The sequence below is a fragment of the Solimonas aquatica genome (assembly GCF_900111015.1).
GTDB lineage: Bacteria > Pseudomonadota > Gammaproteobacteria > Nevskiales > Nevskiaceae > Solimonas > Solimonas aquatica.
In genome coordinates, this window is record NZ_FOFS01000014.1 from 1 (window position 1) to 12,523 (window position 12,523).

At 65.8% G+C, this 12,523-nt stretch carries 14 protein-coding genes; 5 read left to right on the top strand and 9 right to left on the bottom strand.

Features of this window, described 5'->3' with window-relative positions; all coding sequences use genetic code 11:
- Both BMY12_RS20055 and BMY12_RS16565 read right to left on the bottom strand, forming a co-directional pair.
- On the bottom strand, positions 1-290 hold a 290-nt coding region (locus BMY12_RS20055), incomplete at its 3' end, for a transposase (protein WP_143068985.1).
- A 74-nt stretch (positions 291-364) separates the two neighbouring features.
- Positions 365-997 (bottom strand): gamma-glutamylcyclotransferase family protein, encoded by a 633-nt coding sequence (locus BMY12_RS16565; RefSeq protein ID WP_218140239.1) that lies wholly within the window; start codon positions 995-997, stop codon positions 365-367.
- 428 nt (positions 998-1,425) lie between these two features.
- Between BMY12_RS16565 and BMY12_RS16570 the strand changes: the two genes are divergently transcribed.
- Positions 1,426-2,751 (top strand): hemolysin family protein, encoded by a 1,326-nt coding sequence (locus tag BMY12_RS16570; RefSeq protein WP_093288793.1) that lies wholly within the window; start codon positions 1,426-1,428, stop codon positions 2,749-2,751.
- On the opposite strand, the gene BMY12_RS16575 is transcribed toward BMY12_RS16570, so the two are convergent.
- From BMY12_RS16575 to BMY12_RS16585, 3 genes are all read right to left on the bottom strand, one after another.
- Positions 2,748-3,101 carry an MGMT family protein gene (locus BMY12_RS16575; RefSeq protein WP_093288795.1) on the bottom strand — a complete coding sequence of 118 codons (354 nt, stop codon included), beginning with the start codon at positions 3,099-3,101 and terminating at the stop codon, positions 2,748-2,750. The genes BMY12_RS16570 and BMY12_RS16575 overlap by 4 nt on opposite strands.
- Positions 3,102-3,224: 123 nt before the next feature.
- Positions 3,225-3,575, bottom strand: coding sequence for a hypothetical protein (locus BMY12_RS16580; protein WP_143068986.1), 351 nt, complete (start codon positions 3,573-3,575; stop codon positions 3,225-3,227).
- Between the two features lie 157 nt (positions 3,576-3,732).
- Positions 3,733-4,629, bottom strand: coding sequence for a PhzF family phenazine biosynthesis protein (locus BMY12_RS16585; protein WP_093288960.1), 897 nt, complete (start codon positions 4,627-4,629; stop codon positions 3,733-3,735).
- A 187-nt stretch (positions 4,630-4,816) separates the two neighbouring features.
- On the opposite strand from BMY12_RS16585, the gene BMY12_RS16590 reads away from it, so the two are divergent.
- The 3 genes from BMY12_RS16590 to BMY12_RS16600 are packed head-to-tail and all read left to right on the top strand — an operon-like array spanning position 4,817 to position 6,567.
- Positions 4,817-5,362 (top strand): cytochrome b, encoded by a 546-nt coding sequence (locus BMY12_RS16590; protein WP_093288798.1) that lies wholly within the window; start codon positions 4,817-4,819, stop codon positions 5,360-5,362.
- Positions 5,363-5,380: 18 nt separating this feature from the next.
- Positions 5,381-5,950 carry a YceI family protein gene (locus tag BMY12_RS16595; RefSeq protein ID WP_093288799.1) on the top strand — a complete coding sequence of 190 codons (570 nt, stop codon included), beginning with the start codon at positions 5,381-5,383 and terminating at the stop codon, positions 5,948-5,950.
- Between the two features lie 50 nt (positions 5,951-6,000).
- Positions 6,001-6,567, top strand: coding sequence for a YceI family protein (locus BMY12_RS16600; protein WP_093288801.1), 567 nt, complete (start codon positions 6,001-6,003; stop codon positions 6,565-6,567).
- Between the two features lie 3 nt (positions 6,568-6,570).
- On the opposite strand, the gene BMY12_RS16605 is transcribed toward BMY12_RS16600, so the two are convergent.
- The gene (locus BMY12_RS16605; protein ID WP_093288962.1) at positions 6,571-6,849 is read right to left on the bottom strand and encodes a hypothetical protein; all 279 of its coding nucleotides are present in this window, start codon (positions 6,847-6,849) and stop codon (positions 6,571-6,573) included.
- Positions 6,850-6,970: 121 nt separating this feature from the next.
- Between BMY12_RS16605 and BMY12_RS16610 the strand changes: the two genes are divergently transcribed.
- The gene (locus tag BMY12_RS16610; RefSeq protein ID WP_093288963.1) at positions 6,971-8,836 is read left to right on the top strand and encodes a M1 family metallopeptidase; all 1,866 of its coding nucleotides are present in this window, start codon (positions 6,971-6,973) and stop codon (positions 8,834-8,836) included.
- Positions 8,837-8,890: 54 nt separating this feature from the next.
- On the opposite strand, the gene BMY12_RS16615 is transcribed toward BMY12_RS16610, so the two are convergent.
- From BMY12_RS16615 to aceF, 3 genes are all read right to left on the bottom strand, one after another.
- Positions 8,891-9,817: a DMT family transporter gene (locus BMY12_RS16615; RefSeq protein WP_093288802.1), complete on the bottom strand. Its 927-nt coding sequence runs from the start codon at positions 9,815-9,817 to the stop codon at positions 8,891-8,893.
- 477 nt (positions 9,818-10,294) lie between these two features.
- Positions 10,295-10,738: an acyl-CoA thioesterase gene (locus BMY12_RS16620; protein WP_093288804.1), complete on the bottom strand. Its 444-nt coding sequence runs from the start codon at positions 10,736-10,738 to the stop codon at positions 10,295-10,297.
- A 94-nt stretch (positions 10,739-10,832) separates the two neighbouring features.
- Positions 10,833-12,512: a dihydrolipoyllysine-residue acetyltransferase gene (gene aceF, locus BMY12_RS16625; RefSeq protein WP_093288805.1), complete on the bottom strand. Its 1,680-nt coding sequence runs from the start codon at positions 12,510-12,512 to the stop codon at positions 10,833-10,835.
- Positions 12,513-12,523 lie beyond the last annotated feature (11 nt).

A 12,523-nucleotide genomic window follows, 5' to 3' on the forward strand; every position in this document is an offset into this window, starting at 1 on the left:
GCGATCGCTTTTTTTAAAAGGTCGTGCTCGATCTTGAGCTGCTCATACGCCTTCTTCACACGGCGCAGCTCTTTGAGCTCGGCCGCAACGCCTTTGTCCACCGACACGCCCTTGGTCATGATCAATCCCTCTCGCGCTCGTTTGCGCCAAAGTGACAGCATGTACGGATGGATGCAAAGCGACTCGGCCACATCCTGTATCGCTACACCCGGCAGCTGGCTCAGGCGAACTGCCGTGGCTTTGAATTCATCGCTATATCGATACGTCGTTCTTGGACCAGGCTTGGGCATCTGAGGACTCCTGAATGGTTAGTTCAGGGTGTCCACTAAACCGAAGGAATCGTCACGTCGGCTTGATGCTCTGGTTAGCTGCGAAACAGTAGAGCCTCATTCTTTGCCCGCCTTTCCGTATTTGGATCTTGCTGTGAATGGAATGTACGAATCCACTCGACGTAAGCAGAAGGTAGATCGTGCTCTATGGCTCCGGCTAATACCAAGGCTTTGTACCAGTGGTACGGCAACATGGCACGCTCGACCGCTGTTGCAACGTAGGTTGTTGCTCTGACAGCGGAACCATCAGGCCTGTACACATCAATTTCTTGTGCGTCGTAGCCATTGCCGACGCCCTCCGCCCTATCAAGCTTTGTTTTCTCCGAAGCCTCAATGGAGAACAGCACACCGTAGGCTTGGTCTGTAGTAACGCCAGTTGCTTCTATGTCGCATTTACCTGACCCGTCCGTGCTTACCTTGTGAAATGCGAGCCGGCGACCGACCACGTGGCCGACCCCAACAACGGATGCCGATGGAGTGCGATCACGGAGCCGCTGGACAAGCATGTTGGAGCCATACGCAAAGTAAAGAAACGTGGCCATAGCAGCTAACGCAAAGTAGATAACAAAAGGCTGCCAAACAAGCTGGACGACTGTCTGATAATCCAGGCACGTCGCTGGCAAGTCTTTGAATGATGCGAAGTCCGAGTTGCCGGAGGACTTCGCCATGTCGGATAAGCTGCCATCTTCGCAGGAGCCCCGCTTGCTGGATCAGGTCCGCCAGAGGGTTCGCGTCAAGCATTGCAGCTTGCGGACCGAAACGGCGTAGGTATTTCAGATTAAACGCCTCGCCTCATTCCTCGGCAAGTGCTGCCCGCGAGTCGGTCCGAGCCCGTTCACTGGCTGCCTGCTTGCGCGGGCATGACGGGGCCTGGGGTGCGTATGTGTTGGCGCGTGGGGATCGCGTCATGGTGGGTTACGCGGCCTGTGGCCGCTAACCCACCCTACGGCTGCCGCCTTGCCGGCCGGCCGAGATCGCAGCTGATTTGATCCGATCGCGGCAGGCGGTGTTGAACGCTCCCGCCGCCTTTGCCCGATAATGGCGCCCCCTCCACACCCGAAGCGGGCGCGCCACATGCAGCGCGGGCCGCTCGTGAATGAACGATTTTTCGCTGATTCTGCTGGCGCTGTTGCTGGTGTTCGTCAACGGCTTTTTCGTGGCCGCCGAGTTTGCCCTCGTCAAACTGCGTATCACCCAGGCCGAGGATCTGGCCGAAGAACATGGCCTGCTCGGCCGCACCCTGCTCAAGGTGCGCACGCAGCTCGATGCGCATCTCTCCGCCTGCCAGCTCGGCATCACCCTGGCCTCGCTGGGCCTGGGCTGGCTGGGTGAACCGGCCTTCTCTCGATTGCTGACGCCGCTGCTGATCAGCCTGGGCGTGGATTCGCCGGAGCTGCAGCACAGCCTGGCGGTGGCCATCGCCTTTTCGCTGATCTCCTATCTGCACATCGTGCTCGGCGAGCTGGCGCCCAAGTCCTTTGCGATCCGTGAGGCGGAGACGCTGTCGCTGTGGGCGGCGCTGCCGCTGTTCGCCTTCCACTGGCTGATGAAGCCTTTCATCCTGGTGCTCAATGGCAGCGCCGTGCTGCTGCTGAAGCGCTTCGGCGTGGAACTGGCCGAGGAGGGCACCGAGCCGCATTCGGCCGAGGAGATCAAGAAGCTGCTCGCCGACAGCCATCGCCATGGCGAACTGGGCTCGCAGCAGGCGCAGGCCATGTCGCGCACCCTGGAGTTGCCGGAGCTGAGCGTGGGCGAGCTGATGCGGCCGCTGTTCGATCTGGTGTCCGTGGACATCCGCGACGGCTTCGCCGACAGCATCGCCACCATCGCGCGGCACCGCTACTCGCGCTACGCGGTGCGCGACAGCGCGCAGGACGATCACTACATCGGCCTGATTCATGTGCGCGATCTGTTCGCGGCCCTGCAGGAGAATCCGCAGCTTGCCGATCTGCGGCCGCTGCTGCGCGAGATTCCGGTGGTGCCGCGCGAGGAGCCGGCGCAGCGCCTGTTCCGCCGCTTCCGGCGCGGCCTGCCGCATCTGGCGCTGGTCAGCGACGAGATCGGTCGCGTGGTCGGCTTCATCACCCTGGAACACATTCTCGAAGCCATCTTCGGCCGCATGCAGGACGAATTCCGCCGTGCGCGCAGCGACTGGGCGGAGGTGGGGCCGCAAAGTTTCGAGGGGCCGGGCTGGCTGCCGATCTACACCCTGGAACGGCTGCTGGAACGCGACATCGAAGCGCCGCAGGCCGACACCATCGGCGGACTGGTGATGCAGGTGCTGGACCGTCTGCCGCAGAACGGCGATGTGCTGGACCATGACGATCTGCACATCGAGGTGCTGGAAGTGGCGGGGCCGCGCATCGGCCGCCTGCGGGTCAGCGAGCGGCGCAGCAGCGAGGACGACGAGCGCGGCGGCTAGTCCAGGACCGGCGCGGCGCTGCGCGGCTGCCAGCGATAGCGGCCCAGATCCACACGCCCCGCCAGCATCACCACGCCTTCGGCAGCGAGCAGCGCCTGCTGGCGGCGATAGCCCTCACTGTCCAGGGGAAACGACAGCCGGCCCTGCGCATTGAGCACACGGTGCCAGGGCAGGCGGCTGTTTTCGGGCAGATGGTGCAGCGCGTAGCCGGCCAGGCGGGCGGCGCGGGGCAGACCGGCGAGTTCGGCGAGCTGGCCGTAAGTGACCACGCGACCGCGCGGAATCTTTTTCAGCTGCGCCCAGATACGGACATAGGATTGATGCGCGGTGTCGGCAGGCTCGCGGGGCATGCGGCCGAGCTTAGCCGCAAAACAGCAAAAGTCGCAGCCGGGCGACCCCCGTCACCCGGCGCGTTCCTTCCCCCACTTCCCCCACTCCCCCGCAAGGCCCCCAAGCCCCAACCGCTCAATTCTTCAGGCGACCAGCGCCTCCGGCGTCTCGGTCTGCAGACTCCATTCCAGTTTCCAGCCGCTTTGTTCCCAGCGATGAATCCAGGCTTGCGCCAGGGCCTGCGCGTACGCGCGGCCGAACTGCATGCGCAGGCGGCGCTGATCAACCCAGCGCATCCAGCGCTCGTCGCCGCCCTCGCAGACGCGCAGCCAGTGCTGGCCGGCGCCGTCGCGGCTGATGAAGACCGCGCGGGCGCCGCAGACGCCGGCTTCGGCGGGCAGCAGAAGGCTGTTGAACAGCACCGTCTCGACGTCTTCGAGACGGGTGCTGAGTTCGTCGTGAGAACCGTAGGCGGGAAGAGTGGCGGCATCCATGTTCACTATTTCGGCTCGGCCGCTCAGGCCTGAACGGCAGAAACACGGAGCTGTTTGTCAGATTTTTTACCAGTCCGCCGTCATCCAGCGCTTTCTCCCCGACATCTGTATCGGCAGCACCGTACGAAAATTGAGTCCCATGCGGCGCGGCGCGGGGTCAAAACCCCAGCAGCTGGCCTTCGCTGACCCGCACGCTGTAGCCGCCCACATGCACGCTCTGCACGTGCCCCTGGCGACGCTCGGCGCGCAGGGACAGCAGGCTGGGGCGGTTCATTTCCACGCCCTGGTGCAGCTCCCAGCGCAGCTCGCCATCCTGCTGCGCCTCGCTGGCCAGGGCGCCGGCCAGGGCCGCGGCCGCCGAGCCGGTGGCCGGGTCTTCGCCGATGCCCAGGCCGGGCGCGAACATGCGCGCGCGCAGCTCGCCCTCGTAGCCATAGGCATACACATAAAGCTCGCCGGCCCAGCCGCCGGCCAGCAGCTCGCGGGCGCGCTGCGCGTTGAAATCGATGGCGGCCAGCTGCTCGGGCGCGGCCAGCGGCACCAGCACGAAGGGCAGGCCGCAGCTCACCTGGCGCGGCTGCTCGCTCCGCGTCCCGATCACTGCGGGGTCCAGACCCAGCACCTCGGCCAGGGCCTCGGCCGGCGGCGCCGGCGGTCCGTATTCGGGCAGCTTGGCCGCCGTCAGCTCGGCATAGGCCGGCTCGCCCGGCGTGAGCCGCACGCGCAGCGGCACCAGGCCCACGCCTTCCTCCAGCAGGAATTCGAACTCGCCCTGGCCGCTGACCAGACCCAGCTCGGCCAGCAGGCAGGCCGTGCCCACCGTGGGGTGGCCGGCGAAGGGCAGCTCGCGCGCCGGGGTGTAGATGCGCAGGCGATGCGCGGCCTGCGGCACGGTGGCCGGCAGCACGAAAACGGTTTCGGAAAGATTGAACTCGCGCGCCACGCGCTGCTGCTGGGCCTTGCTCAGGCCGTCACCGCCGAACACCACGGCCAGCGGATTGCCGCCATGCAGCGCCGAAGTGAACACGTCCAGGGTATGAAATCGCAGTGTCATCTTGGTCGCTTCCGTGGCGGGCAGGCCGCGCATTCTGCGCCGTGCACGGGACAGGCGCGAGAGCAAACTCCCGCATCACGAGCAGGGCGCTGCGCATTACTATTCGAAGTGTCTGAACAAAGCTTTCGAAAGCGCTCGCTTTCGCAGTCCCCTGGCCGCCCTCTAGCATCGCCGCATCGGAGAGTTCATGAACACCGTGCCCGAAACCCATTACAGCGCCACCGCCAAGTGGCTGCACTGGCTGACCCTGCTGCTGATGCTGGGTGGCTACACCCTGGGCTTCATCATGGCCGACCTGCCGGTGTCGCCGACCCGGCTGAAGATGTTCGTCAGCCACAAATGGATTGGTGTGACCGTGTTTCTGCTGAGCCTGATCCGCGTGCTCTGGCGTCTGGCGGTGCCGCCGCCGCAGCCGGTGGCGATGCCGGCCTGGCAGCGCCTGGCCTCCGAATACACGCATCGCGCGATCTATCTCATGCTGTTCCTGCTGCCGCTGTCCGGCTGGCTGATGAGTTCGGCGCACGGCTTCCAGACCGTGTATCTGGGCGTGCTGCCGATTCCCGATCTGCTGCACAAGGACAAGGCCCTGGCCGAGACGCTGGAGGAAGTGCACGAATCCTTCGCCCTGCTGATGCTGGCGCTGCTCGCGGTGCATGTGGCCGCCGCGCTCAAGCATCATCTGATCGATCACGACGGCTCGCTGCGGCGCATGCTGCCGCGGCGCGGCGCCTGAAGCCTGCGGAGACGACGCATGCGCACCTCCCGCCCGCTGCTTCAGGCCCTGTTCGCCGCCATCCTATTCAGCGGCGCCGCACAGGCCGCGCCGCGTCCGCTGCTGCCGGCGCAGAGCAGGATCGAATTCGCCATCAAGCAGATGGGCGTCACCGTCAGCGGGCGCTTCAAACAGTTCGAGGTGCAGCTGGACTTCGACGCCGCCAAGCCCGCCGCCACGCGCGCGCTGGTGACGGTGCAGATCGCCAGCATCGACAGCGGCGATGACGACACCGACCAGACCGCGCTCAACAGCGACTGGCTGGACAAGGCCCGTTTCCCGCAGGCGCGCTTCACGCTCAGCGCGCTCAAGCCGCTGGGCGCGGATCGCTATGAGGCGAGCGGCACCCTGACCCTGCGTGATCGTTCGCGCAGCATCCTGGTGCCGCTGACGCTGCGCGAGCAGAAGGACGGCACGCTGCTGGCCGAAGGCAGCTTCAATCTGCTGCGCAGCGATTTCGGCATCGGCGGCGGCGAGTGGAACGAGGGCAATCTGGTCGCCAAGGAAGTCACCGTGCAATTTCACTTGCTGCTGGGCGCGGCGCGCTGAGCGGCTTTTTCATGTCTTCACTCACAACAACCACACACTTCGAGGGTCTCATGTTCAAGAAACTGCTGTGCGCCACCGCGCTGTCCGGCTTCGTCATCGCCGCCCAGGCTGCCGACACCTACGAGTTCGATCCCACCCATACCTTCCCGCGCTTCTCGATCAGCCATCTGGGCTTTTCCACCTTCCGCGCGCGCTTCGACAAGACCACGGGCAGCGCCACGCTCGACACCGCCAAGAAGAGCGGCAGCGTGGAGGCGACCATCGAGGTGGCTTCGATCAGCACCGGCGTGGACAAGCTCAACGAACATCTGAAGGCGCCGGATTTCTTCGATGCCGCCAAGTTCCCCACCATCAGCTTCAAGGGCACGCAGTTCAAGTTCGAGGGCGACAAGCCGGTGGAAGTGACGGGCGAGCTGAGCATGCACGGCGTCACCAAGCCGGTGACCTTGAAGTTCACCAGCTTCAACTGCGGTCAGCACCCGATGATGAAGATCGCGGTCTGCGGCGCCGATCTGGAAACCACCGTCAAGCGCTCGGACTTCGGCATCAGCTACGCCGTGCCGATGGTGGGCGACGAGGTCAGCATCCTGATCGAAGTGGAAGCGCGCAAGAAGTAAGGCTCACTGGAAGCGGCCGCCGGTGATGCGACCGGCGGCATCCACTTCCGCGAAATAGCGGCTGCGGTCCAGACGCAGTTCCTTGGTGGCGATCTGCCCCGGCAGCACCAGCAGCACATCCGGATAGCGCGCGTGAAACTGCTCGGGGCTGGGCTGCGTGGCGATGAACCGCGCGAAGGCCGAAAGGTCTTCCACCTTGCCCGGCAAGGGCCCGGCCGCCGGTGACTGACAGGCCGCCAGCAGCAGGCCCAGGCCGAGCAACAGCCAGCGTGTGAATTTCATGTGCGCCTCCTGGCGATGTGCCGGCACAGCATGCCGCCATTCGCGCTTGAGGAAAATCCCCGCCACCGGAAACACGCGATGCTTGGCTAAGATGCCGGCTGTTCTTCATTTGAGCCTCATCATGTCCACCCTTCGCCGTTTCCTGCCCGCGCCCTTGCTGGGTCTGCTGCTGGGCAGCGCGCAAGCCGCCACGCCGAGCGTCTCCATGAGCGATCCGCATTCCTACGCCAACACGCAGGACTTCCGCACCCGCGCGCTGTCGCTGGACCTCGATGTGGACTTCGCGGCCAAGGTGCTGCGCGGCCATGTGGAGCTGCAGCTGGAACGTGTGAACCCGCAGGCACGGACCCTGATTCTGGACACCCGCGACCTCACGATCCGCGCCGTGCAGGCCGGTGACGACAAGCGGCTGAAGGCCACGGGCTTCACGCTGGCGCCGCGCGATGCGGTGCTGGGCCAGGCGCTGAGCATCCAGATGCCGGCGCAGGCCGACCGCGTGCGCATCGAATACAGCACGCAGCCGCAGGCCTCCGGCCTGCAGTGGCTCAGCCCCGCACAGACCGCCGGCGGCAAGCAGCCCTATCTGTTCACGCAGTCGCAGGCCATCCACGCGCGCAGCTGGATTCCCCTGCAGGACACGCCGCAGATTCGCGCGCCGTATCGTGCGCACATCAAAACGCCGAAAAACCTGCGGGCGGTGATGAGCGCCAACAATGATCCGCAGTCGCCGCGCAATGGCCGCTATCAATTCGAGATGCCGCAGGCGATTCCCTCGTATCTGATCGCGCTGGCCGTGGGTGATATCGAGTTTCGCAGCACCGGCCCGCGCACCGGCGTCTATGCCGAGCCTTCGGTGGTGGCCGCCGCGGCAAAGGAATTCGAGGACACCGAGCAGATGATGCAGCGCTGCGAGGCGGTGTTCGGCCCGTACCGCTGGGGCCGCTATGACCTGCTGATCCTGCCGCCGAGCTTTCCCTACGGCGGCATGGAGAATCCGCGCCTGACCTTCGCCTCGCCCACGGTAATCGCCGGCGACAAGAGTCTGGTCTCGCTGGTGGCGCATGAGCTGGCGCATAGCTGGTCCGGCAATCTGGTCACCAATGCCAGCTGGGCGGACTTCTGGCTCAACGAGGGCTTCACCAACCATCTCACCTACCGGATCATGGAAGAGGTCTACGGTGCCGACATCGCGCAGCAGGAGCGCGCGCTGGGCGCGGTGGATTTGAAGAAGTCGCTGGAACTGGCAGACCGCGACGGCGACCGCACCCTGGCGCCCGATCTCAAGGGCCGCGATCCGGATGACGGCGTCACCGATGTGCCTTACGACCGCGGCGCCTTCTTCCTCGCCTATCTGGAGCAGCGTTACACGCGGCCGGTGTTCGATGCCTTCCTGCGCGGCTGGTTCGACAGCCACGCCTTCCAGAGCGTGCACACCGCGGATTTTCTCGGCTATCTGCAGACGCAGCTGATGGCGAAGTATCCGGATCGCGTGAGCATGGCCAAGGTGGACGAGTGGATCCACGCGCCGCAGATGCCGGCCGACACGCCCTGGCCGGCGGATGCTTTTGCGCAGCTCGATGCGCAGCGTCAGGCCTGGCTGGACGGCAAGCTGACGCTGGCGCAGCTGGACACCGCGAACTGGAATCCGCGCCACTGGGTGTACTGGCTCGACACCCTGCCGGTGCTCAGCGTCGCGCAGATGCAGGCCCTGGATCAGGCCTATGGTTTTTCCAGGAGCCGCAACCAGATCATCGCCGGCCACTGGTGGGCGCTGGCGGCGCGCAGCGCCTACGCGCCGGCCGATGCCGGCATCGCGCAATACCTGCGCGACGTGGGCCGCATGCGTCTGATCACGCCCATCTACCGCGCCCTGGCGCAGACGCCGCAAGGCCGCGCGCGCGCGCAAGCGCTGTTCGCGCAAGACAAGCCGCGTTATCACCCGATTGCGCAGACCGCGATCGAATCGCTGCTGGCCGACAAGCCCTAGCGTCCCCGGGCAGGCGCGGGCACGCGGGACTGACAGCGGATTCCCTTCAGCGCTTCAGTCCGCCGCGCCGCGCGACTCGCTCACGGCCAGGGTCTCGGCGTGAATCGGCGCGCCGCGGCGCAGCAGCGGGTGGATGAACACCGCGCTCAGGATCACCGCCACACCGATGTAGAACGCCAGCGACAGATCGCGCTGCTCGCCCAGCAGCAGCACCGCCAGCACGATGGCGTAGACCGGTTCGAGGTTCACCGCCAGCTGTGCGGCAAAGGCCGAGAGTTCACGCAGCGCCACCAGCGACAGCGTGAAGGGCAGAATCGTGCAGCCCACCGCCAGCAGCAGCAGCAGACCCAGATCATGCGCAGACGGCCAGTGCAGCATGCCGCTCAGCGCGCCGGGCCAGAACGGCGAGATCAGCGTCAGGAACAAGAAGCCCGCGCCCAGCTCGATGGTGGTGACCAGCAGCGGATCGGCCTCGTGCACATAGCGCTTGTTGAGCGCGCCGAAGCAGGCGTCGGCCAGGGCCGAGAACACGCCGATGACGAGGCCAATCTGCATCGCCTGCGGAATGCCGCCCACCACCAGGGCCACGCCGGGCACCACGGCGGCGCCGAGCAGAAACTCGCGCCGGTCGGCGCGCCGCTTCATCACATAGGGCTCGATCACCGCGAGGAACACCGGCGCCAGCGCGATGCAGGTGACGGCCACCGAAGCATTGGCGAGCTTGATGGCGCCGTAGAAGCCCAGCCAGTGCAGGGACACCAGCACGCCGATGCCGGCGTAGGTGGCGATCAGCTTCGGCGGCAGCGCGCGCAGTCCGCGCCACACGCGCGGCAGGGGCAGCAGCAGGGCGGTGACGATCAGCATGCGCCACCACACCAGGGCAAACGCGTCCAGGCTGATCAGCTTGCCGAGAATCGCCGTGAAGCCCCAGAGCAGGACGCAGAAGTGAATCTGCAACTGGGCTTTGAACAGGGGCGACATGGCCTTGCGCTTCTCATCACGAAAACAAACGGCGCGCAGCTTGCCTGCAATGAGCGACCTTGAACAGCCGGGGGAGCCCTCAGGCTGGGCGCTGGGGGATGTAGCGGACCTGGCGGGGACCGCAGTCGCAGGGCGGGTTAGGCGCGCCAGCGCCATAACCCGCCATGGCTTTGCCGTCGTCTTTGGATGGTTGCGCTTGATCTGATGGTCGTTTCGTCCGCCGCCGCTGTCGCGGCGCCGGAAGGTAAGCGCTGCTCGGTGCGCCGCAAAGGGGGCTCAAAAGCAAAAGAGAAGCGTGAAGCGAGCTACGGAGAGCTTCTGCGGCCGCCGCCGGAAGAAGCCAATAGATCGGGCATCACACACCGCAACCCACAGCAAAGCCATGGCCGGCTACGCGGCTTCGCCGCCAACCCGCCCTACGAAGTTAACGCTTCGGGACTTGATGCGGCCGCGCACCTGACGATGCGCGCGCCAGACTCAAATGCGCTGCGAACGGCGCGCCTGGGCGTCGGCGTAGCGACGGATTTCATCCGGGGTGCTGGGCTCCAGCGGCTGCACCGCCTGCGGTTCGCCGGCTTCGTTCACGGCCACCATGGTGAAGAAGCAGCTGTTGGCGTGACGCACGGTCTGCTTCTGGATGTCTTCCGCCACCACCTTGATGCCCACTTCCATGGAAGTGCGGCCGGTGTAATTCACCGAAGCGAGAAAGCTCACCAGCTCGCCGACATGAATCGGCTCGCGGAACATCACGCGGTCCACCGAGAGCGTCACCACGTAGCGGCCGGCATAACGGCTGGCGCAGGCGTACGCCACCTGATCCAGCAGCTTGAGGATGTGCCCGCCATGGATCTTGCCGGAGAAGTTCACCATGTCCGGCGTCATCAGCACGGTCATGGTCAATTGGTGGCGCGGCAGGTCCATGGACAGTTGATCCTCGAAGGTGACGGTCGCGGCCCAGGCCGCTCCTGCAAGGGCGACAGCAGGAGCGGCCTGGGCCGCGACAACGGCTTTAGCTTTACAAAACCAGGCGGCGAAGATCAGCAAGCAGCTTGCCAAGCAGCACGGTGAAGCGCGCCGCTGCGGCGCCGTCGATCACGCGGTGATCGTAGGACAGCGACAGCGGGCACATCAGACGCGGCTGGAAGGCCTTGCCGTCCCAGACCGGTTTGATCTGGCTCTTGGACACGCCCAGGATCGCCACCTCCGGCGCATTGACGATGGGCGTGAAGAAGCTGCCACCGATGCCGCCCAGCGAGGAGATGGAGAAGCAGCCGCCACGCATCTCGTCGGGCTTGAGCTTGCCGTCGCGCGCCTTCTTGGCCAGCTCGGCGGTTTCCTGCGCCAGCTGCACGATGCCCTTCTGGTCGGCATCGCGCACCACCGGCACCACCAGGCCATTGGGCGTGTCGGCGGCAAAGCCGATGTGGAAGTACTTTTTCAGAATCAGGCTTTCACCATCGGCCGACAGCGAGCTGTTGAACTCCGGATAGGCCTTCAGCGCCGCGGTCACCGCCTTGATCATGAACGGCAGCAGGGTGAGCTTCACGCCACCTTCCTCGCTCTGCGCCTTGCGGAAGGCTTCCAGCTCGGTGATGTCGGCCTCGTCGGTCTGCGTGACGTGCGGGATGTTGAGCCAGCTGCGATGCAGATGCGCGGCGGAGATCTTGCGGATGCGCGCCAGCGGCTTGGTTTCGATGCTGCCGAAGACGGAGAAGTCCTGCGCGGGAATCGGCGGAATGCCCATGCCGCCGCTGGCCGCTGCCGGTGCAGCAGCCGGCTGCGCCAGGGTCTTCTTCACGAAGCCCTGCACGTCCTCGATCATGATGCGGCCGCGCACGCCGCTGCCGCTGACCTTGCCCAGGTCCACGCCGAGTTCGCGAGCGAACTTGCGGGTGGCGGGGCCGGCATAGGGCACGGCGGGCGCGGCGGATGAAGACAAGCTGCCTTGAATGGCAGCTTGTCCCGCCGCGCGCCCCGCCAGGGATGGCGGGGCCGGGGGTATTTCAGGCGCTGTCGTCGCGCCAGGGACGGCGACACTGCTCGGCTCAGCAGCAGCCGGTGCGGCCGCCGGCTTGCTCGGCGCAGCCGCCACTTCCGCCGGCAGCGGCGCACCTTCCAGCGTGCACACCGGCGTGCCCTGCGACACCTTGTCGCCGACCTTGAGCCTGATGTTGCGCACCACGCCGGCGGCCGGGGCCGGCACTTCCAGCGTGGCCTTGTCGGATTCCAGCACCAGCAGCGTGGCATCCTTGTCGATGCTCTCGCCTTCCTTCACCAGCAGCTCGATCACCGGCACATCGTGGTAGCTGCCGATGTCGGGAATCTTCACCTCGATGCTGCCGCTGGCCGCGCTCGCTGCAGGTGCCGCGGGTGCGGCAGCGGCAGCGGCGGGTGCGGGCGCAGGCTTGGGCGGCTCGACCGGGGCCGGCGCTGCAGCCGGCGCGGGTGCGGCCGCCGCGCTGGTTTCCATGTCGCAGACTTCCGCGCCCTGCGACACCTTGTCGCCGACCTTGATGCGCAGATTGCGCACCACGCCGGAAACCGGGGCCGGCACTTCCAGCGTCGCCTTGTCGGACTCCAGCACCAGCATCGGCGCGTCTTTTTCGATCTGCTCGCCGTCTTTCACCAGCACTTCGATCACCGGCACATCATGGTAGTTGCCGATATCGGGAATCGTGATTTTCTGATTGGCCATGTGCGGTCTCT